Origin of the sequence: Rhodococcus sp. BP-241 (assembly GCF_019836145.1) — a bacterium.
In the GTDB taxonomy this organism is placed as follows: Bacteria; Actinomycetota; Actinomycetes; order Mycobacteriales; family Mycobacteriaceae; genus Rhodococcoides.
On record NZ_JABUEI010000011.1, the window covers coordinates 104,972 to 126,230 of the forward strand.

Consider the following 21,259-nt stretch of genomic DNA (forward strand, 5'->3'; position numbering starts at 1 on the left):
TCGATCGCCTGACATGACTGAACCCCGGGACGACCGGTCCACGTCCACGAGTACCGCGGTCACGACCTCGGTGGCGCGGCGCATCACGCCCGGCCGTGAGCAGGACTTCGTGGCCTGGACCGATGCCGGAATCAGTGTGCTGCGCACGTTCGACGGGTTCCTGGGCGGCGGGTGGCTGCGCTCCTCGACCGATCCGTACGAGTACTACGTGCTCTACCGATTCGATTCGGACGCTCATCTGCAGGAGTGGCTCTCGTCGCCCTTCCGGCGTGCCTGGGTCGCGCGTGGTGTGGGTGTGGCGGACGACCATGTGACGCATCGCCTCACCGGGGTCGAAGGGTGGTTCGAGCCACAGTCGACGCTCACCGACGCGGTCCGCGTCGTGGGCGCTCCGCCGCCTCGGTGGAAGCAGGCCATCGTCATCTGGTCGGCGTTCTTCCCCCTGTCTCTTCTGCTCAACACCCTTGTCTCCGAGTACCTCTCGCTGGGTCTTGTACTCCGGACCCTGCTCGTCACCCTCGTGAGCACACCCCTCATGGTGTACGTCCTGCTGCCGTTCATCACCGCCCGTGTGAAGCGCTGGCTCACTCCCTGACGGTTCGAAACACCGCGCGAGCGTGGTGAGCGTCACAAAAGTGCACACCACTGCAAACTTGCCGAGCCGTGCAAGTTCCGTACTGTGGGATCCGTGAGTTCCGGACTACGCGACCGCAAGAAGGCGGAGACCCGTGCAGCGCTCAGTGCTGCCGCGATCCGTCTCGGGCGGCAACAGGGTTTCGACACCGTGACCGCCGAGGCGATCGCCCGCGACGCGGGGGTGTCGACGCGCACGTTCCACAACTACTTCTCCAGCAAGGAAGAAGCGGCGCTGTACTACCTCGAGCAGGCAGCGTTCGAGTGGGTGGACCTGATCGAACACCGGCCGCAGGACGAGGACTTCTGGGACACGGTGCGCGCCATCGTCTTCGAGATCGTCGACGATCCCGAGCGCGAGTTGACCGAGACTGTCGCGGTCGCGCGGTTCGTCGAGGAGTCGCCGGCTCTGCTGGCGAAGAAGCTCGAGTTCGACCGCTCGCTCTCCGCGGCGTTCAAGAAGGCCGTGGCCCGGCGCACGGGGCTCGATCCCGATCGGGACCTGTACCCCTCGTTGGTCCAGGCCGCGGTGGGCGCCACCGTCAGCGCCGCACTCGGATTCTTCGCCGAGGCATCCGAGAAAGGCTCCACCACAGCAGAATCCGCCGGCGAAGTGGTCCGCCTCGCCATGCAACAACTCGAACGGGGCTTCCGAGCGCCGCTCACCGGTTCCACCCCGCTCCCGCCCGACTGATCGCGCGTCCGTCCGTCACCCGCAGCACGACACCCCCCCGAACGAGGAGAACTCTCATGGCCACCTTCCTGTATCGCATAGGACGGTTCTCGTACCGTCGGAAAGGCATCGTGCTGCCGATCTGGCTCGCCATCCTGGTGTTGGCCGGTATCGGCGCGGCCACGTTGTCCGGCCCGACGAGCACGTCGTTCTCCATCCCGGGAACCCCCGCCCAGGCTGCGCTGGATCTGCAGAAGGAGCGCTTCGGAGGCGGCGAGGATCCGCTCACGTCGGCGTCCGCGCAGTACGTGTTCCAGGCACCCGCGGGCACCACGCTCGACTCGCCCGAGAACACGGCGGCCATCGACGGCGTCATCGCGAACATTCGCGGCATCGCCGCCGTGAAGGACACGGCCAAGGCCGATCCCGCGGCCGGACCGGTGCCCGAGGGTGCCATGCCGCTCCTCGATCCGATCGCCGGCAACCAGGCGATCGTCGATCAGTACGCGGAGGCCGGTCTCGCGCCGGACGTCGCGGCCGCGAACGCCGCGGCCGTGTCGCCGCTCTCACCGGACAAGACCATCGGCATCCTCGACGTGCCCATCACCGGCACCGTCACCGATGTCACGGCCGAGATCCGCACCGAGCTGACCGACGCCGCCCAGCCCGCCCGTGACGCAGGGCTCACCGTCGAGATCGGTGGCAGCGCCATGCAGGCCGCCGAGCCGCCCGGCGGCACCGCCGAGCTGATCGGCCTGGCCGTCGCCGCCGTCGTCCTCGTCGTCATGTTCGGGTCGCTGGTCGCCGCCGGACTGCCGCTGATCACCGCCATCGTCGGAATCGGCGTGACGAGCCTGACCATCACGACCGCATCGGGCTTCGCGGAACTGACGCAGTTCACGCCCATCCTGGCCATCATGATCGGCCTCGCCGTCGCCATCGACTACTCCCTCTTCATCGTCGCCCGCTTCCGCAACGAGCTGAGCGAGACGGACGACAGAGAAGAAGCCGCCGCACGTGCTGTCGGTACCGCGGGCAGCGCCGTCGTCTTCGCCGGAACCACGGTGCTCATCGCCCTGGTCGCGCTTCGCGTCGTCGGCATCCCGTTCCTTTCGCAGATGGGTCTCGCCGCAGGCTTCGGCGTGTTCGTCGCCGTCCTCGTCGCCTTGACGATGCTCCCCGCCGTGCTCGGTCTGTTCGGCAAGAAGGCCTTCGCCGGCAAGATCCGCACCGTCCCGGACCCGGAGCACGACGACAAGCCGACCAACGGCCTGCGGTGGGTGCGCATGGTGATCAAGCGTCCCGCACTGGTCCTCATCGTCGGCGTCGTGATCCTCGGTGTCATCGCCGGTCCCATGACGTCGCTGCGACTGGCGCTTCCGTCGGTGGCCACCGCCGAACCGGGTACCCCCGCTCGTGAGGCGTACGACCTGGTCGACCAGGGCTTCGGCCCGGGCCGCAACGGACAGCTGTTGATGGTCGTGGACGCGAGCAACGTTCCCGAGGCCGATCGGACGGCGGCCTTCCAGGCCGTCGTCGACAAGGCCGCGGCGGAACCCGACGTGACCAACGCACAGCAGGCCGGGCTCAACCCGGCGGGCGACACCGCCCTGGTGTCGGTGACTCCCGAGAGCTCGCCGATCAGCGAGGACACGCAGAACCTGGTGACCGCGCTGCGCGACGCCCGGGGTGGTCTGGAATCCGAGTACGGCGTCACCTACGGCGTCACAGGCCAGACCGCGCTCGAGATCGACGTCTCGGATCGGCTCCAGAAGGCCCTGATCCCGTACCTCGCAGTCGTCGTCGGACTGGCATTCCTGCTGCTCATGGTCGTGTTCCGGTCGATCCTGGTGCCGCTGACGGCGACACTGGGCTTCCTGCTCAGCGTGCTCGCCACCTTCGGTGCCACCGTCTTCATCTTCCAGGAAGGCGGACTGGGGCTGATCTCCAACCCGCAGCCCATCGTCAGCTTCATGCCGATCTTCCTGATCGGTGTGGTCTTCGGACTCGCGATGGACTACCAGGTCTTCCTGGTGTCCCGGATGCGGGAGGCGTACGTCCACGGAGCGAATGCGAGCGACGCCATCGTCACGGGCTTCAAGTACGGAGCCCGCGTCGTGGCGGCCGCGGCGGTCATCATGATCTCGGTGTTCGCAGCGTTCATGCTCGAGCCCGACTCGTTCATCAAGTCCATCGGCTTCGCCCTCGCGGCGGCAGTGTTCTTCGACGCCTTCATCGTCCGCATGATTCTGATCCCCGCGGTCATGGCGCTGCTCGGCGACAAGGCCTGGTACCTGCCGAAGTGGCTGGACAAGATTCTGCCGAACGTGGACATCGAAGGTGAGAAACTCGTCCGCAGGACGGACGAGACCGCACCGGCGACCCAGCAGCCGGCGAACCGGAGCTGAGTCGATGAACTGCACCCACCACGCCTGTCGTCCGACGGGTCCTGTCGAGAAGGAAGGATGCACGACGTGTTGATCTCACTTCTCCGCCGGTATCTGGCGCCGTACCGCGGCGCGCTGACAGGCGTGGTGGTGCTGCAGTTCGTGGCCACCGTGGCCTCGCTGTACCTGCCCAGCCTCAACGCCGACATCATCGACAACGGCGTGACGACCGGCGACACCGGCTACATCCTGTCGACCGGCTCGATCATGCTGGCCGTCTCCGCCGTGCAGATCGCGTGCTCGATCGGCGGCGTCTACTTCGGAGCACGCGCCGCCATGGCGGCCGGCCGCGACATCCGCGGGGCGCTCCTCGACCGCGTCGGCACTTTCTCGGCGCGCGAGGTCGGGACGTTCGGCGCTCCGTCGCTCATCACCCGCAACACGAACGATGTTCAGCAGGTGCAGATGGTGGTTCTGATGGGCTGCACCATCCTGGTGATGGCGCCCATCATGTGCGTCGGCGGCATCGTCATGGCTCTGCGCGAGGACTTCGGACTGTCGTGGCTCCTCGGTATCGCCGTTCCTGCGCTGGCGCTGAGCATGGGCTTCGTCGTGGTCCGCATGGTGCCGGCGTTCAAGGTCATGCAGAAGCGCATCGACACGGTCAACCGCGTTCTGCGCGAGCAGATCACGGGCATCCGCGTGGTGCGCGCCTTCGTGCGCGAGCCGTACGAGGTGGAGCGTTTCGACGACGCGAACACCGCCCTCACCGCCACCGCACTGCAGGTCGGTCGTCTGATGGCGCTCATGTTCCCGGTGGTCATGCTCATCAGCAACGTCACCAGCGTCGCGGTGATCTGGTTCGGCGGTCACGCCGTCGACGAGGGACGCATGGAGATCGGATCGCTGACGGCCCTGCTGAGCTACATCATGCAGATCCTGATGTCGGTGATCATGGCGTCGTTCATCGCGATGATGATCCCGCGCGCCAGCGTGTGTGCCGAGCGCATCACCGAGGTGCTCGACACGAATTCGTCCGTCGTGCCCTCCGCGAAGCCCGTCGTCTTCGCCTCGGCGCCGTCGACGGTGGAATTCGACAAGGCCGCCTTCGCGTATCCCGCGGCCGATCACCCGGTGCTCTGCGACGTGTCGTTCCGGGCGACGGCCGGAACCACCACGGCCGTGATCGGCAGCACCGGCTCGGGCAAGACGACGCTGGTCAACCTGATCCCGCGTCTCATCGACACGACCGACGGAGTGGTGCGCGTGGGCGGAACCGATGTGCGAGAACTCGATCCGGAGGCGCTGCGAGCGGAGATCGGACTGATCCCCCAGCGGCCCTTCCTGTTCTCCGGCACCATCGCTTCCAATCTTCGCTACGGCAAGGAGGACGCCACGGAGGCCGAGATGTGGGACGCACTCGAGGTGGCGCAGGCCGCCGACTTCGTCCGCGAGATGCCCGAGGGTCTCGAGACCCCCGTCGCCCAGGGCGGCACCACCGTCTCCGGTGGGCAGCGTCAGCGACTGGCCATCGCCCGCGCCATCATCCGGCGGCCGAGCATCTACGTCTTCGACGACGCGTTCTCCGCTCTCGACCTGACGACGGACGCGAATCTCCGAGCGGCCCTGCGCCCCATCACACGTGACGCCTGCGTCATCGTCGTCGCGCAGCGGGTGTCCACCATCCGCGACGCGGACAGCATCGTGGTGCTCGACGACGGCAGGATGGTCGGCCTCGGTACGCACGACGAGCTGCTCGAGACGTGTCCCACCTATGCCGAGATCGTCGACTCGCAGCGCACCGCAGCGGGTGTCGCATGACGCGGCCCGGCGGTCCTCCCGGTCCCGGTGCTCCCGGCACGAAGGCGATGAGCTTCGGACCGTCCGTCAGGCGGCTGCTGCGCCGGCTCCTTCCGCAGCGCATGCTGCTCACGGTGGTACTCGTGTTCGCCGTCGCTAGCGTCGTTCTCACCGTTCTCGCCCCGAACATCCTGGGCAGAGCCACCAACCTCATCTTCGACGGCATCGTCGGCCGTTCGCTCGACCCCTCGCTGACCAAGGAGCAGGTCGTCGACGGTCTCCGCGCCTCGGGTGAGGGCACACGCGCCGACATGGTGTCGAGCATGGACGTTGTCCCCGGTCGGGGAGTCGACTTCGACGCCGTCGGCAAGGTGCTGGTCCTCGTCCTCATCCTCTACATCGGGTCCGCACTGCTGTCCTGGGTGCAGGGCTACATTCTCAACATCGCGCTGCAACGCGTCATCAAGCGTCTGCGTACCGATGTCGAGAACAAGATCCACCGGTTGCCGTTGCGCTACTTCGACTCCCACAAGCGCGGCGACGTGCTCTCGCGAGTCACCAACGACATCGACAACGTCTCGCAGAGCCTGCAACAGACACTCAGCCAGCTCGTGGTCTCGGTGCTCACGGTCTTCGGCATCCTGGGCATGATGCTGTGGATCTCGCCGCTGCTCGCACTGGTCGCGATCCTGACGGTGCCGCTGTCGATTGTGGTGACGGCGATGATCGCCAAGCGCTCGCAGCCGCACTTCATCGCGCAGTGGAAGCAGACCGGCGCGCTCAACGCACAGGTCGAGGAGGCCTACACCGGGCACGAGCTGGTCAAGGCCTACGGCCGCCAGCACGAGACGGCGCGGGTGTTCCACGAGAGCAACGAGGAGCTGTACCAGGCGAGCTTCCGGGCACAGTTCATCTCCGGAATCGTCATGCCCGCCATCATGTTCCTGGGCAACCTCAACTACGTCGCCATCGCCGTGGTGGGCGGACTGCGCGTCGCGTCCGGCACGCTGAGCCTGGGCGAGGTGCAGGCCTTCATCCAGTACTCCCGCCAGTTCACACAGCCGCTCACGCAGATCGGCTCGATGGTCAACCTGCTCCAGTCGGGTGTCGCCTCGGCGGAGCGCATCTTCGAGATCCTCGACGCCGAGGAGGAGGGCGCCGATCCGTCGGCACCCGTCACCCCCACCACGCGCAGTGGACGCGTCGAGTTCCGGGACGTGTCGTTCCGCTACGAACCGGAGCGTCCGCTCATCGACGGGCTGTCCTTCGTGGCGGAACCCGGCCAGATGGTTGCGATCGTCGGCCCCACCGGCGCCGGCAAGACGACGCTCGTGAACCTCGTGATGCGGTTCTACGACATCGATTCCGGCTCGATCACGCTCGACGGTGTGGACACGCGTGACATGACGCGGGCGACGCTGCGATCGCGCACCGGCATGGTGCTGCAGGACACCTGGCTGTTCGGCGGCAGCATCCGCGACAACATCGCGTACGGCAACAGTGGCGCCACCGAGGAGTCGATCATGGAGGCGGCGCGGGTGAGTTACGTCGACCGTTTCGTGCACTCGCTGCCCGACGGGTACGACACCGTCATCGACGAGGAGGGCAGCAACGTCAGTGCGGGCGAGAAGCAGTTGATCACCATCGCGCGCGCGTTCCTCGCCGACCCGGCCGTGCTGATCCTCGACGAGGCCACCAGCTCCGTCGACACCCGTACCGAGCTGCTGGTGCAGAAGGCCACCGCGGCCCTGCGCAGCGATCGCACGAGTTTCGTGATCGCGCACCGCCTCTCCACGATCCGCGACGCCGATCTGATCCTGGTGATGGAGAACGGGTCCATCGTGGAGAAGGGCACGCACGACGAGCTCATCGCGGCGCGCGGCGCCTACCACCGTCTCAGCGCGTCCGGCCTGCAGGAGCAGCAGCTGGCGTCTGGTTCGATGGGGGCATGACCGACCTCTTCACAGTCGAGACCCGTATCGAGGACCATCTCGGTCGAACCGGCACCCTGCGGACGCCGCACGGCGACATCGAGACCCCCGCGTTCATCGCCGTCGGCACCAAGGCCACCGTCAAGGCGGTGCTGCCGGAGTCGATGAAAGAGCTGGGCGCACAGGCGGTTCTGGCGAACGCCTACCACCTGTACCTGCAGCCGGGGCCCGACATCGTGGACGAGGCCGGGGGACTCGGCACGTTCATGAACTGGGACGGCCCGACGTTCACCGACAGCGGCGGGTTCCAGGTGATGTCGCTCGGCGTCGGGTTCAAGAAGGTCATCTCGATGGACGCCACTCGGGTGGAGTCGGACGACGTCATCGCCGAGGGCAAGGAGCGCCTCGCGCACGTCGACGACGACGGCGTGACGTTCAAGTCCCACCTCGACGGATCGCGGCACCGCTTCACTCCCGAGGTGTCGATGCAGATCCAGCACCAGCTCGGCGCGGACATCATGTTCGCGTTCGACGAGCTGACCACGTTGATGAACACCCGTGCGTACCAGGAACAGTCGCTGGACCGCACGCAGGCGTGGGCGGTGCGGTGCATCGCCGAGCACGAGCGCCTCACGGCCGAGCGAGCCGACAAGCCGTACCAGGCGCTGTTCGGTGTGGTGCAGGGTGCGCAGTACGAGGACCTTCGTCGGAAGGCGGCACACGATCTCGAGACCATCGTCGGCGAGACCGGGCGCGGATTCGACGGCTACGGCATCGGCGGCGCTCTGGAGAAGCAGAACCTCGGCACCATCGTCCGCTGGGTGAACGAGGAACTGCCCGAACACAAACCGCGCCACATGCTCGGGATCAGCGAGCCGGACGACTTCTTCGTCGCCATCGAGAACGGTGCCGACACGTTCGACTGCGTGAATCCGTCACGCGTGGCCCGGAACGCGGCGATCTACACACCGGACGGGCGCTTCAACATCAACACCGCGCGGTTCCGTCGGGACTTCACGCCGATCGACGAGGAGTGCGACTGCTACACCTGCGCGCACTACACGCGGGCGTACATGCATCACCTGTTCAAGGCCAAGGAGATGCTGGCCTCAACCCTCGCCACCATTCACAACGAGCGGTTCACCGTGCGGCTGGTGGACGACATCCGCGCCTCCATCCGCGACGGGCGGTTCCAGGAGTTCAAGAAGGACACGCTGGCGCGCTTCTATTCCTGAGCCGCAACTCCCCGCGAGTACGCCCATAGTGTCGTGAAGTCGTGCTCGACAACGACAGTATCGACGTACTCGCGGGGGCGGGCGGGGGTCAGTCCGGGGAGTAGGTCGGCTCGCGCTTCTTGATGTACGCGATGACGGCGTAGGTGATCGGGAGCACGAGCACCTCGACGAGGGTCTTCCACAGGAAGCCGACGATGACGTAGTTCACGAAGTCGGCGCCCGTCGTGATGCCGATGACGCCGGCCGCGATGCTGCAGAAGATCAGGGTGTCGAAGAACTCGCCGACCACCGTCGACCCGATGAGGCGGGCCCACAGGTGCTTCTCCTTGGTGCGTTCCTTGATCTTCACCAGCACGATGGAGTTCAACAGCTGTCCGACGGTGTAACCGGCGAGACCGGCGAGGACCAGGCGCGGCACGACGCCGACGACGGTCTCGAGTGCGGCCTGGTTCTCGTAGAACGACGCGGCGGGGAGTTCGATGGCGATCCAGAAGCAGACCGATGTGAGCAGGAGAGAGCCGAAGCCCAGGTAGATGGCGCGGCGCGTCGCCTTGAGCCCGTACACCTCGCTGAGCACATCGCCGAGGATGTACGCGAGGGGGAAGAGGAAGAACGCGCCGTCGGTGTTGATGGGGAGAATCTGGAAGGGCCCGAGCGAGACGTCGGACGCGGCGAAGAAGGCGACACCCTTGCTGGCGGCCACGTTCGAGATCAGCAGCGTCGCGACGAAGAGCGCGACGATGGCGGGGTAGAAGCCACGGCTGATGTGGGCGAACGAGGCCTGTCCAGACGGAGTGTCGTCGTCGGTGGCGGTGGAGTTGGTTGCAGTCACCGGTCGATCCAAGCACCGAGACGACGACGGGCGCGAATCCCCGAAGGGATCCGCGCCCGATGTCGGTGTGTGCGGAGGCTACTTCTTGACCACCTGGGTGCCACCGGCGAACTGATCGTGCTTGCCCTGCTTGGTGGGGCTCGAGTTGACCGTGACGGCGATGACGATCACGGCGATGAACGCGAGCAGGCTACCGAGGAACGGGATGATGTTGAGCAGCGTGAACGCGTTGCGGATCGCGGACTGCTGCAGCGTCGGCCGCGGCGTGCCGGCGGGACCGTGCACCTGGAGTCCGAGGATCTTCTTGCCGAGTGTCGCGCCCTGGCTGACCTCGAGGCCGACGAAGTACGCGAACGTCAGGACGCCGGAGAAGAGTCCGGTGACGAGGATGTTGTCGGTCGCACCGAAGATCGCGGCGAGGATCAGCGCGACGATGCCGACGATGATCCCGTCGATGATGCGCGCGCCCAGTCGAATGCCGAGCCCACCGGGCTGACCGCCGCCGGGCACTCCACCGAAGTTCGAGCCACCGTAGTTGGTGGTGTTGTCGAACTGCGGGGGCGTCGGGTAGCCACCCTGCTGGGGGTAGCCGCCCTGCTGGGGGTAGCCACCCTGCTGTGGCGGGTAGTTGCCCTGCGAGGGCGGGGGGTAACTGCCCTGCGAGGGCGGCGGGTAGGACCCCTGCGACGGGGGCGGGTAGGAACCCTGCTGCGGCGGCGGGTAGCTGCCGGGGTTCTGCGGATCCTTGCTCGGGTCGAAACCGCCTGTGGTCATGATGTCCTTCTCGTACGGGTTGACGTGTCGGAGTCTTCTCGCGGCCACCTTACGTCCGATGCGCCCCGACCGGTGTGCGATGTTCCGTTGCAACGGGGTCTCGATCAGTGACCGAGCACGAACCACGGCTCCCTCGGGAGCAGGTCCAGGGACCAGTGCGAGGCCAGGTCGGACAGCGATTCGTGCGTGCGCTCGGACGGAACCCCGATCGACGACGCGATCTCGGCGCGGACGTCGGACACGGTCTGCCCGGCGGCGAGTCGGTCGCGCAGGGTGACGGCGCCGTCCCGCTTGGCGAGGCGCTTGCCCGTCGGTCCGAGAGCGAGCGGGACGTGCACGTACTCCGGGATCTGCACGCCGAGCAGACCGGCGAGGTAGGCCTGACGCGGCGCCGACGCGAGCAGGTCGTCCGCGCGAACCACCTGGTCGACGCTCTGGAACCCGTCGTCGACGACGACGGCGAGGTTGTAGGCGGGAACGCCGTCCGTGCGCTGGAGGACGAGGTCGTCGACCACGCCCGTGAACTCGCCGACGAGGGCGTCGGTCACGGTGAACGACCGCGTGTCCGAACGCAACCGCAGCGCGGCGCGTCGGCCCTCGGCGCGGCGGGACGCGCGTTGCGCCTCGGTGAGGTTCCGGCAGGTTCCGGGGTACGCACCCTCGGGAGCGTGCGGTGCGGACGCGGCCTGCTGGATCTCGCGGCGGGTGCAGAAACACTCGTAGACACGGCCGTCGGCGGCGAGGGAGGCGATGGCCGCGGCATAGGACTCTCGGCGATCCGATTGCCGCAGCACCGGCCCGTCGACGGTGATGCCGACGGCGGCGAGATCGTCGAGCTGACGGTGTTCGGCTCCCGGTCGCACGCGATCGAGGTCCTCGACGCGCAGGACGAATCCGCGTCCGGTTCCGCGGGCGAGGAGCCACGCGAGCACAGCCGTGCGGAGGTTCCCGATGTGGAGGTCGCCGGAGGGGCTCGGTGCGAAGCGGCCGTTCACTCGCCGCGACCCATGAGCTCGTCCCGTCGGGACGCGACCTCCGTCCGCAGCGCGTCGACCACCACCCCGACCTCGGGGCGGCGCAGCGTCTCGCCGCGCACGACCAGCCAGTAGGCCAGGGTGACCGACACCTCCGAGCGCAGGATGCGCACGAGATCGCGGTGCCGGTCGGCCATGAAGCACGGCAGCAGGCCGATACCGGCGCCCGCCCGCGTGGCCTCGACGTGCACGAAGACGTTGGTCGAGCTCACCGAACTCCGCATCACCGGGACGTCCGACGACGGGGGAGCGTCGCCGACGGCGACCGAGCGCGCGAGATCCAGGTCGTCGACGTGGAGCATCGACTCGACGAAGTAGACGAGGGGATGGCCGGCGAGGTCGCGTCGGGTGGTGATGGTGTCGTGGTGCTCGAGGTACTCCGGAGTGGCGTACAGACCGAGGCAGTACTCGCCGAGGTGCACGGCCTCGGCGCGGTGCACCTGAGGCGTGCCGACGACGATCTCGATGTCCATTCCCGACCGTTGTTGCGAGGCGCGTCGCGTCGCGGCGACCAGTTCCACGGACACCTCGGGGTGCCGTTCCTGCACACTGACGGCGGCCGGCGCCGCGATGTAGGCGCTGAATCCGTCCGTCGCGGAGATGCGGACGACACCACGCAGCGACGCACCGCCCGGGTCCACCAGGCCGCGCACCACGCTGTCGACCGTCTCGGCCGCGGCGAGTGCGTGTCGGCCCAGGTCGGTGAGTTCCCAGCCGCCCGAGGTGCGGACCAGTACCCGGCCACCGAGTGATTTCTCCAGTGAGGCGATGCGGCGAGACACCGTCGTGTGATTGACACCGAGGCTGTCCGCGGCGGCGGTGAAGCGGCCGCTGCGCCCGACGGCGAGGAGGACGAGAAGATCGTCCGCGCTGGGCGGCGTGTGCGCCGAGGAGCGTCCGGACGAGGTCATGTGTGCATCTTTGCAGTTCGGTCGTGCGCGCGCGGCCATTGTGCGGCGCGGTGATCTGCGTCGATACTCGACTCGGCGTGTGCCGTGGATCACTGTCCCGGCACCGGAGACTCAGCAAGGAGAATGTCATGTCGGTTGTCGACAGGGTGGATCGCGACGAGGAACCGTCGGGTCTGCGGAAGGTGGTCGCCGCATCCATGGCGGGCACCGTGGTCGAGTGGTACGAGTTCTTCCTCTACGGCACGGCGGCGACGCTCGTGTTCAGCAAGATCATGTTCGCGGAGGGAACCAGCGAACTCGACGCCATCCTGGCGGCCTTCGTCACGTACGCGGTCGGCTTCGTCGCACGACCGCTCGGTGGCATCGTCTTCGGTCACTTCGGTGACAAGTACGGACGTAAGAAGCTCCTGCAGTTCTCGCTGGTGCTGGTCGGCGCCGCCACCTTCCTCATGGGCTGCCTGCCGACGTTCAACCAGATCGGGTACTGGGCGCCGGCACTTCTGGTGACGCTGCGCTTCATCCAGGGCTTCGCGGTGGGCGGTGAGTGGGGCGGCGCAGTGCTTCTCGTCGCCGAGCACAGCCCCAACAAGAGCCGCGGCTTCTGGGCCAGTTGGCCGCAGGCCGGTGTCCCCGGCGGCAACCTGCTCGCGACGGTCGTTCTGTTGGTGCTCACCACCGTGCTCTCGGAGGACGCGTTCCTCAGCTGGGGCTGGCGTGTCGCGTTCTGGCTGTCCGCCGTCATCGTCTTCGTCGGCTACTACGTCCGCACCAAGGTCACCGACGCACCCATCTTCGTCGAGGCGCAGAAGCAGGCCGAGGTCATCAAGGCCGCGTCGTACGGCGTCTTCGAGGTCGTCAAGCGTTACCCGCGTGGCGTGTTCACCGCGATGGGCCTGCGCTTCGGCGAGAACGTCATGTACTACCTGGTGGTCACCTTCTCCATCACCTACCTCAAGGTCGAGGTGGGAACCGACACCAGCACCATCCTGTGGTGGATGCTCATCGCGCACGCTGTGCACTTCGCGGTGATCCCGTTGGTCGGTCGCCTGGCGGACACCGTCGGACGCCGTCCGGTGTACCTCGTCGGTGCGGTCACCGCCGGCACGTGGGGCTTCTTCGCCTTCCCCATGATGAACAGCGGCCACAACGTCGTCATCATGCTGGCGATCATCATCGGACTGGTGTTCCACGCCTTCATGTACGCCACCCAGCCGGCGATCATGTCCGAGATGTTCCCCACGCGTATGCGGTATTCCGGTGTGTCCCTGGGCTATCAGGTGACGTCGATCGTCGCCGGATCGCTCGCGCCGATCATCGCGGTGAAGCTGCTGGACGTCTACGGCTCGTCCGTGCCGATCGCCTGGTACCTCGCAGCCTCCGCGCTCATCACGCTGATCGCCGTCGTGGTGGCTCGTGAGACCAAGGGCATCGCGCTCGAGAGCATCGACATCGCCGACGCGAAGAACCTGGCCACCGAGGCAGAACTCGCGAAGGCCGGTATCCCGATGAAGTAGGCACGCACACAGAATCGCGCCCTCTCCCGTATCACGGGAGAGGGCGCGTTCGTGTGTGTGTCAGGCCTCGGCGACGAGGTGCGGACGCGAGGCACCGGCCTCGCAGTCACGCATGAACTCGGTGAAGATGCGGTCGAAGCGGTCGGGATTGTCGAGATGCGGGAAATGCCCTGCCCTCTCGAAGATCTCGACGCGGCCGTGCGGCAACTCGGCCCGAGCGTTCTCGGTGTGCGAGTTGGGGATGATGCTGTCGCGCGCACCCCAGACCAGCATCGCCTGGATGTTGGGGAAGTTGGCGAAGTGCGGTGTCGCACTGATGGTCTGACCGCGGAAGCTGATGACGGAGCGGGCGGTCGCGAGGAACGCGCGGCGGGTGCCGGCGTCCTGGACCGACCCGAAGCTGCGCCACGCCTCGGAGGAACTGGCGCTCATCAGGGGGAGTCCCAGCTTGTCGAGCCGATCGATCGCGAGATCGGTGAGGCCCCGCACGGTGCGGTTCGCCATCAGCGGGAGAACGAATTCGCTGCCCGGCAGGGTGGCCGCACGCAGGAGGGGGCTCACCTCGGGGCCGAGGCCGCCGCTGGCGATGAGCACCATGCGCTCGACCAACTCGGGGAACAGGTACAGCGTCTGCATTGCGATGCCACCGCCGAGCGAGTGGCCCACGAACGTCGCCGACGTGATGTCCAGGCTGTGCAGCAGGTCGCGCACCGTCGCGGCGTGGGAACTGATGGAGTAGTCCCCGGCGGGCTTGTCCGATTCACCGTGGCCGAACAGGTCCGGCACGATGACGCGGTACCGCTGCGACAGGGTGTCGATCTGCGGTTCCCAGTTGTGATGGGAGCCCAGCAGTCCGTGGATCAGGATGACCGCGGGGCCGTGTCCGATGTCCAGGTACTTCAGTTCGTTGCCGTGCAGGCTGAGTGTCTGCATGTCCGGCTGTGCGGTATCGAGTGCCGCCATGGGAGATCCCTCCGTTGTACTACCGCTCCAGTGTGCACGCTGGTGGGCGGCGGGGAGCCGTTCCGCGAGCATGTGATCCCAGACATTCACTGCCCGGCGGCGGTGTCGGTCACAAGAGGTTTCGGTGGCGAACGACGCGATCAGTGCGTCAGATACACCTTCACCGCCACGACGATCGCGGCCAGCACTGCGGTGGCGATACCGGCCAGGACCAGGCGAAACGACAGTCCGCGGCCGCGTAGACGCTCGGCGACCACCGGGATCGACGCGATACGCAACGTCACCAGACCACCCGCGAGCCCCTGCGCGAGTGCGCCGGGCAGGATCTCGAGCCACGCCAGCGCCAGCAGCAACGACGGCGCGACGCCCGAGGAGGCGATCGGCAGCGAGTCCCGCAACTCCTCGCGCCAGTCGACGGTGTCGTCGTCGACGGTGCCGGCCGCGACGGCGTCCGCGAAGATGTGGGCGAGGAAGGTGGTGAGCGTGGTGCCGATCACCAACAACGCCGCCGTACCGTTCGCGATGGACGACGGACTGGCGGCGACCACCACGGTCATCACCAGGACGTTTCCGTAGACGTAGGCCGAGAGACGTCGGGTGGCGCGGTGCGGAGGCAGCACGCCGGCCTTGCGCGTCGTCACTCGGCGGTAGAGGGATCCGACGGGTCCGGGTGTGCTCATCCCGGGAATGCTGCCAGGTGGAGAGGAGTCGCGATGGCCCTGGTCGTGCGCGGTGTCGGGTGGCCACGCGGGGAGCCGCTGCTCGGAGTCACCGACACGGACACCGGCGAGGTGACGTCCCGGCCGGTGCTGTCGTCCGCACTGCGATACCGCGCGCTCGACGCGCCGGGTGTGCTCTGGTGCATCGGTCGCCGCGCCGAGGACGGCCGTCCCGTGGCCTGCCCGAACGGTGCGCGCGCCACCTCCGGGGTGCACTGCGACGCCTGTGTCGCGGCGGATCCGTACCGGTTCGTCCACATAGTCCACCGGCAGGACTTCCTGTCGAAGGGGCTCGAGAGCGTCGTGATGCAACCGCACTGGCTCTACGTCGCGACCTTCGCCGACGGGACGGACAAGGTGGGAACGGCGGCGGATCCTCGGAAATGGGGACGGCTCACCGAGCAGGGCGCTGTGGTCGGACGCTACGTCGCACGGGCGGTCGACGGACGCGTGGTGCGGCACCTCGAGGACGCGATGACCGACACTGCCGGTCTGCGCCAGGCCGTGCGCGCCGCAGCCAAGGCGGCGGGGTTGACCCGCCCGATCGACCTCGCCCGCCTCGACCGATCGAACGCCGACGCGGCGACACTGGCGCGCGAGGTGCTCGCCGACCTCGGTCCCGACTTCTCCGACGACGACTTCCGTGTCGTCGACGAGCAGTGGGAGCCGCCCGCGGGCCGAGAGGCGGCCTTCACGGGTCGGCGCACGGCCTATCCGCTGGACACTGCCGTCGGTGCGCACGGCCTGACCGTGCAGTGGTGCATCGGTTCCGCCGTCGGCGCCACGGTGTCCGAAGACCCGGACTCGCTCTACGTGGCCGACCTGTCGAGACTGCGCGGGCGGCGTATCGAGAGGGGCGAGTTCGACACCGCGCTGCCCGCCATGCAGGAAGCACTGTTCTGAGTTTGTCCCCGGCCGCCGCGTGGCATTCGTGAGCCATGCCGACCTACCGAGTGAGAGACACCAGCGACGACTCCATCCTGGCCACCGCCGAGCACGAGGACGTGTCGACGGCCGAGGCGTGGGCGGCCGGCGTCGTGGAAGGGCTCGACCCGGCTCCCGTGACCTGGGTGCTGGACAGAGAGTGAGAACGAAGAAGACCCCCGTGCAGTGCACGGGGGTCTTTCTCTGCGGAGGATAGGGGATTTGAACCCCTGAGGGCGTTAACCCAACCCGCGTTCCAGGCGAGCGCCATAGGCCACTAGGCGAATCCTCCGTCGGCTACCTTACCGGCGACACCCCCGTTGAGACGAATCGGGTCGGTTCGGTGGTGCGCGGGGGATGTGGCTAGACTCGTCCACGGATCCCGCGCGGCGCGCATCCTGTGAACTCCCCCAGGGCCGGAAGGCAGCAAGGGTCAACGGGCTCTGCCGGGTGCGCGGGGTCCCCTTAACTTCCCGCCACGCGCAGTCGCCTCGAAAGGCCCTCCTCGCCATGACCGGCCAAGCTCAACTCGGACTGATGAACCCCGACGAGCTGGCCGCGGAGCACGAGAAGCGCACCGCCGAGTACGAGGCACTGGTCGCACGCGGACTCTCGCTGGACCTCACCCGCGGCAAGCCGTCACCCGAGCAGCTCGATCTCGCGGCCGGCCTGCTCACCCTGCCCGGTGAGGACTACCGGGACGGCAAGGGCACCGACTGCCGCAACTACGGCGGACTGCAGGGTCTGCCCGAGCTGCGCGCCATCTTCGGTGAGCTACTGAACATCCCGGCCGCGAACCTGATCGCGGGAAACAACGCGAGCCTCGAGATCATGCACGACCTCGTGGTGTGGGGGCTGCTGCACGGCACCGTCGACTCGGTGCGTCCGTGGTCGGCCGAACCCGTCGTCCGCTTCCTGTGCCCGAGCCCCGGTTACGACCGGCACTTCGCCATCACCGAGAGCTACGGCATCGAGATGATCCCGGTGACGATGAACGAGGACGGCCCCGACGTCGCCGAGGTCGAGCGGCTGGTCTCGGGCGATCCGCAGATCAAGGGCATGTGGTGCGTGCCGAACTACGCCAACCCCACGGGCGCGGTGTACTCGGAGGAGGTCACCCGCGCTCTCGCGACGATGCCCACCGCGGCCGCCGACTATCGCCTGTTCTGGGACAACGCCTACGCGGTGCATCCGCTGGCAGACGAGTTCCCGCCCGCGTACGACGTGCTGAGCCTGGCAGCGGAGGCCGGTCACGCGAACCGTCCGTACGTCTTCGCGTCCACGTCGAAGATCACCTACGCCGGTGCCGGCGTCAGCTTCCTCGGTTCGTCGTCGGCGAACCTCGACTGGTACCTGGGCCACTACGGCAAGAAGAGCATCGGCCCCGACAAGCTCAATCAGCTCCGCCACCTGCGTTTCTTCGGTGATGCCGACGGTGTGCGCGCACACATGGCGAAGCACCGCGAGATCCTCGCGCCGAAGTTCGCACGGGTACAGGAGATCCTCGACGATCGCCTGGGCGCGTCGAAGGTGGCGTCGTGGACCGAGCCCGCGGGCGGGTACTTCATCAGCCTCGACGTGCTCGACGGCACCGCAGCGCGCACCATCTCCCTGGCGAAGGACGCCGGCATCGCCCTCACCGGCGCCGGCTCCGCCTTCCCGTACAAGCGCGATCCCGACGACCGGAACATTCGCCTCGCCCCCAGCTTCCCGTCCACCGACGAGTTGTCCGCGGCGATGGACGGCGTGGCCACCTGCGTGCTGCTGGCCGCGACGGAGAAGCTGCTCGGGTCGTAGTTTGGTCGGGTTCTCACACCGATTCCGGCAGGGTTCACCGGCTGCAACCCCTGTGAGTTGCGGAAACCGGTGACGGTTCGACGCCTGTGGATGGCCATGAGCAGCATTCCTGGATCTCGGCCACGATCGTCACATGAGCGACGAGGGCGAAGCCGCAGAACTGATCCGGCGCGCGGATCTTCTCGGCCGAGGTGTGTCCGACACCGAGATCCGCAGTGCACGCAGGTCCGGGTCCATCGTGGCCGTGCGGCGGGGGTGTTTCGTCGACAAGCGGCGTTTCACCGACTCCACGCCGGAGGCTCGACACCTTCTCGCAGCCCGGGCAGCCCTGGCCGCAGGCGGACCGGGTCTCACGCTCAGCCACGAGTCGGCCGCGCTGGCGTGGGGCATGTCGTTGTGGCAGGGGCCGCCACCGCTGGTGCACCTGACGGTCGACAGGCCGACCGGCGGACGTGTCGACGCGGTACGGCACCTCCACACGCATCCACTCGCCGATATGGACGTGGTGATGCGTGACGGTGCGAGAGTGACCTCCGCGGCGCGGACCGTGGCGGATCTTGCGTGCGCCTCGAGCTTCGAAGCCGCTGTGTGCGTTGGCGATTCGGCGCTGGCATGCACTCCGACATCGATCGACGACATCACCGAGGCCATCCGCGGGTGTGGCCGTCGGCGCGGCGTCGCGGGCGCTCGACGTGCCGCCGCATTCTTGGACGGTCGTAGCGAGAGCGTCGGCGAATCGCGCAGTCGGGTGTACCTCGATCGGCACGGGCTCCCCGCGCCCGAGCTGCAGATCGAGATCGTGATCGACGGGCGCACGTATCGGCCGGACTTCCTGTGGGAGGACCAGCGCGTGCTCGGCGAATTCGACGGACTGGCGAAGTACACACGCAACGGCGAGTCCGCGAACGCAGTCGTGATCCGCGAGAAGTTGCGGGAGGACGCTCTGCGTGCCGCCGGGTGGATCGTCGTGCGGTGGACGTGGGCGGACCTCGTCGACGGTCGGCTGGCGCAGCGCATTCGTGCTGCGCTGTCCGCGTGAAAGAATGACGCCATGGCCACGACGCTGCACTTGGTGGGGGATCCCGACGCCGACGCCCTGCTCGCCTCCGACCCGCTCGCGCTGCTGATCGGGATGTTGCTCGATCAGCAGGTACCGATGGAGTCGGCGTTCGCCGGTCCGAAGAAGCTGGTGGATCGCATCGGGTCGCTCGACGTCCGCGCGATCGCCGAGATGCCGGAGGACGACTTCCTCGCGATCTGCTCCACCCCACCCGCGGTGCACCGGTTCCCCGGGTCGATGGGCAAGCGGATCCAGTCGATGTGCTCGTACATCGTCGACGAGTGGGACGGCCGCGCCGACGCCATCTGGACGGACGGCGACCCGGACGGCAGAGAAGTGCTGAAGCGACTGAAGGCGCTGCCCGGGTACGGCGATCAGAAGGCGCGCATCTTCCTGGCTCTGCTGGGCAAGCAGATGGGTGTGGAGCCGGCCGGGTGGCGCGACGCCGCCGGATCGTACGGCGACGACGGCTCCCGACGATCCATCGCCGACGTGGTCGACGCGACCAGTCTGGGCGAGGTGCGCGAGTTCAAGAAGGCGGCCAAGCGGGCCGCCAAGGAGAGCGCAGGATCCTAGGTTCCCGCCGACCGTTCTGTCGGTCGACGTCGGTACTCTCTCTCGCGTGGCCCTGTACCGGAAGTACCGTCCAGCGACGTTCGCGGAAGTGGTCGGGCAGGAGCATGTCACCGAGCCTCTGTCCGTCGCACTGGACTCGAAGCGCATCAATCACGCCTACCTCTTCTCCGGCCCTCGCGGGTGTGGCAAGACGTCGTCCGCACGGATCCTGGCGCGGTCGCTCAACTGCGTCCAGGGTCCGACGTCGACGCCGTGCGGAGTGTGCGGCTCGTGTGTCGCGCTCGCTCCCGGCGGCCCGGGCAACCTCGACGTCATCGAGCTCGACGCGGCCAGCCACGGCGGCGTGGACGACACCCGTGAGCTGCGTGACCGCGCGTTCTACGCGCCTGCGGAATCGCGCTACCGCGTCTTCATCGTGGACGAGGCCCACATGGTCACGACGGCGGGCTTCAATGCGCTGCTCAAGATCGTGGAGGAGCCGCCCGAGCACCTGATCTTCGTGTTCGCGACCACGGAGCCGGAGAAGGTGCTGCCGACCATCCGCAGCCGCACCCATCACTACCCCTTCCGGTTGCTGCCTCCGCTCGCCATGCGCGGTCTGATGGAGCGCATCTGTGCGGAGGAGAAGGTCACCGTGCAGGATGCGGTGTACCCGTTGGTCATTCGTGCCGGTGGTGGCTCCCCGCGCGACACCCTCAGCGTGCTGGACCAGCTGCTCGCCGGTGCAGGCGACGAGGGTGTGCAGTACACCCGCGCACTCACTCTGCTCGGCGTCACCGACGTCGCGCTGATCGACGAGGCCGTCGACGCACTGGCCGCCGGGGACGGTGCCGCTCTGTTCGGCACCGTCGAGAAGGTCATGGACGCGGGCCACGATCCCCGCCGGTTCGCGGTGGACCTGCTCGATCGACTCCGCGACCTCATCCTCATGCGCGCGGTCCCCGATGCGGGGGAGCGCGGACTCGTCGACGCCCCCGCCGACATGCTCGATCGGATGCGCGACGAGGCGGAGCGCATCGGCCCGGCCACGCTGGCCCGATTCGCGGAGACGGTGCACGCCGGACTCGGTGAGATGCGCGGCGCCACGGCTCCCCGGCTGTTGCTGGAGGTCATGTGTGCGCGGATGCTGCTGCCGGCGGCGTCCGATGCGGAAAGTGCTGTGCTGCAACGGTTGGAGCGCCTCGAACGGCGCCTCGACGTGACCCTGCCCGCAGGCGAGGCCGCTGCGGTCGAGGCCGAACATCAGCACGACCGCCTCGAGGCGGCGGCGCAGCAGCAGACGTACCGCCGTCCGTCCGAGCGGGCGGCCGAGCCGGCCGCCGCTCCCGCGCCCGTCGTCGACGCCCCCGCAGCCAGAGTCGCTGCACCGGAACCGGTCACACCCGAACCTGCGCGCCCCGAACCTGCGCGCCCCGAACCTGCGCGCCCCGAACCGGTCGCAGCGCAGCCGCCCGCAGCACAGCCGGCCACCCCTGAACCCGAGCCGACCCCGGAGC

At 67.8% G+C, this 21,259-nt stretch carries 19 protein-coding genes, 1 tRNA gene and 1 other RNA gene; 14 read left to right on the forward strand and 7 right to left on the reverse strand.

The window, feature by feature from the left end; translation table 11 throughout:
* The first annotated feature begins 13 nt into the window (after positions 1-13).
* The 6 genes from HQ308_RS19260 to tgt all read left to right on the forward strand — a co-directional run bounded on the left by HQ308_RS19260 (position 14) and on the right by tgt (position 8,659).
* Positions 14-595, forward strand: a complete 582-nt coding sequence (locus HQ308_RS19260; protein ID WP_027506614.1) for an antibiotic biosynthesis monooxygenase — start codon at positions 14-16, stop codon at positions 593-595.
* Between the two features lie 93 nt (positions 596-688).
* The gene (locus HQ308_RS22765) at positions 689-1,327 is read left to right on the forward strand and encodes a TetR/AcrR family transcriptional regulator (protein WP_051613574.1); all 639 of its coding nucleotides are present in this window, start codon (positions 689-691) and stop codon (positions 1,325-1,327) included.
* A gap of 56 nt (positions 1,328-1,383) precedes the next feature.
* Entirely contained in the window at positions 1,384-3,714 is a 2,331-nt protein-coding gene (locus HQ308_RS19270) for an MMPL family transporter (protein WP_222647536.1), read from the forward strand.
* 66 nt (positions 3,715-3,780) lie between these two features.
* Positions 3,781-5,514, forward strand: coding sequence for an ABC transporter ATP-binding protein (locus HQ308_RS19275; protein WP_222647537.1), 1,734 nt, complete (start codon positions 3,781-3,783; stop codon positions 5,512-5,514).
* A complete protein-coding gene (locus HQ308_RS19280; RefSeq protein ID WP_222647538.1) occupies positions 5,511-7,445 on the forward strand; it encodes an ABC transporter ATP-binding protein in 1,935 nt (644 codons plus the stop codon). The genes HQ308_RS19275 and HQ308_RS19280 overlap by 4 nt, the downstream gene beginning before the upstream one ends.
* A complete protein-coding gene (gene tgt, locus HQ308_RS19285; RefSeq protein ID WP_027506617.1) occupies positions 7,442-8,659 on the forward strand; it encodes a tRNA guanosine(34) transglycosylase Tgt in 1,218 nt (405 codons plus the stop codon). The genes HQ308_RS19280 and tgt overlap by 4 nt, the downstream gene beginning before the upstream one ends.
* A gap of 88 nt (positions 8,660-8,747) precedes the next feature.
* Here tgt and HQ308_RS19290 read toward each other — a convergent pair whose 3' ends face one another.
* From HQ308_RS19290 to HQ308_RS19305, 4 genes are all read right to left on the reverse strand, one after another.
* Positions 8,748-9,491 (reverse strand): queuosine precursor transporter, encoded by a 744-nt coding sequence (locus HQ308_RS19290; protein WP_222641275.1) that lies wholly within the window; start codon positions 9,489-9,491, stop codon positions 8,748-8,750.
* A 78-nt stretch (positions 9,492-9,569) separates the two neighbouring features.
* Positions 9,570-10,265 carry an RDD family protein gene (locus tag HQ308_RS19295; protein ID WP_222633296.1) on the reverse strand — a complete coding sequence of 232 codons (696 nt, stop codon included), beginning with the start codon at positions 10,263-10,265 and terminating at the stop codon, positions 9,570-9,572.
* Positions 10,266-10,369: 104 nt separating this feature from the next.
* Positions 10,370-11,260 carry a tRNA glutamyl-Q(34) synthetase GluQRS gene (gene gluQRS / locus HQ308_RS19300; RefSeq protein ID WP_056443240.1) on the reverse strand — a complete coding sequence of 297 codons (891 nt, stop codon included), beginning with the start codon at positions 11,258-11,260 and terminating at the stop codon, positions 10,370-10,372.
* On the reverse strand, positions 11,257-12,210 hold the full coding sequence (locus tag HQ308_RS19305) for a LysR family transcriptional regulator (RefSeq protein ID WP_261770339.1): 954 nt from the start codon (positions 12,208-12,210) through the stop codon (positions 11,257-11,259). Before HQ308_RS19305 ends, gluQRS begins: the two co-directional genes overlap by 4 nt.
* A gap of 128 nt (positions 12,211-12,338) precedes the next feature.
* On the opposite strand from HQ308_RS19305, the gene HQ308_RS19310 reads away from it, so the two are divergent.
* Entirely contained in the window at positions 12,339-13,724 is a 1,386-nt protein-coding gene (locus tag HQ308_RS19310) for an MFS transporter (protein WP_222647539.1), read from the forward strand.
* 60 nt (positions 13,725-13,784) lie between these two features.
* On the opposite strand, the gene HQ308_RS19315 is transcribed toward HQ308_RS19310, so the two are convergent.
* Positions 13,785-14,687: an alpha/beta fold hydrolase gene (locus HQ308_RS19315; RefSeq protein ID WP_027506623.1), complete on the reverse strand. Its 903-nt coding sequence runs from the start codon at positions 14,685-14,687 to the stop codon at positions 13,785-13,787.
* Positions 14,688-14,827: 140 nt separating this feature from the next.
* Positions 14,828-15,367, reverse strand: coding sequence for a hypothetical protein (locus HQ308_RS19320; RefSeq protein WP_027506624.1), 540 nt, complete (start codon positions 15,365-15,367; stop codon positions 14,828-14,830).
* A 33-nt stretch (positions 15,368-15,400) separates the two neighbouring features.
* Here HQ308_RS19320 and HQ308_RS19325 point away from each other — a divergent pair, with 33 nt between their 5' ends.
* The gene (locus HQ308_RS19325) at positions 15,401-16,309 is read left to right on the forward strand and encodes a DUF2797 domain-containing protein (protein WP_261776328.1); all 909 of its coding nucleotides are present in this window, start codon (positions 15,401-15,403) and stop codon (positions 16,307-16,309) included.
* A gap of 50 nt (positions 16,310-16,359) precedes the next feature.
* Positions 16,360-16,494, forward strand: coding sequence for a hypothetical protein (locus HQ308_RS22770; RefSeq protein WP_261770337.1), 135 nt, complete (start codon positions 16,360-16,362; stop codon positions 16,492-16,494).
* A 43-nt stretch (positions 16,495-16,537) separates the two neighbouring features.
* On the opposite strand, the gene HQ308_RS19330 is transcribed toward HQ308_RS22770, so the two are convergent.
* A tRNA-Ser gene (locus tag HQ308_RS19330) sits at positions 16,538-16,622 on the reverse strand.
* Positions 16,623-16,704: 82 nt separating this feature from the next.
* On the opposite strand from HQ308_RS19330, the gene ffs reads away from it, so the two are divergent.
* The 5 genes from ffs to HQ308_RS19355 all read left to right on the forward strand — a co-directional run.
* An RNA gene (gene ffs / locus HQ308_RS19335) (signal recognition particle sRNA small type) lies at positions 16,705-16,799 on the forward strand.
* Positions 16,800-16,840: 41 nt separating this feature from the next.
* Positions 16,841-18,127 carry an aminotransferase class I/II-fold pyridoxal phosphate-dependent enzyme gene (locus HQ308_RS19340; protein WP_222638984.1) on the forward strand — a complete coding sequence of 429 codons (1,287 nt, stop codon included), beginning with the start codon at positions 16,841-16,843 and terminating at the stop codon, positions 18,125-18,127.
* 133 nt (positions 18,128-18,260) lie between these two features.
* Complete coding sequence (locus HQ308_RS19345; RefSeq protein ID WP_222638983.1) at positions 18,261-19,166, forward strand: type IV toxin-antitoxin system AbiEi family antitoxin domain-containing protein; 906 nt, start codon at positions 18,261-18,263, stop codon at positions 19,164-19,166.
* Between the two features lie 12 nt (positions 19,167-19,178).
* Positions 19,179-19,763 carry an HhH-GPD-type base excision DNA repair protein gene (locus HQ308_RS19350; RefSeq protein WP_027506627.1) on the forward strand — a complete coding sequence of 195 codons (585 nt, stop codon included), beginning with the start codon at positions 19,179-19,181 and terminating at the stop codon, positions 19,761-19,763.
* A 46-nt stretch (positions 19,764-19,809) separates the two neighbouring features.
* Positions 19,810-21,259 (forward strand): DNA polymerase III subunit gamma and tau (locus tag HQ308_RS19355; RefSeq protein ID WP_222647540.1); only part of this gene is annotated, 1,450 nt, incomplete at its 3' end.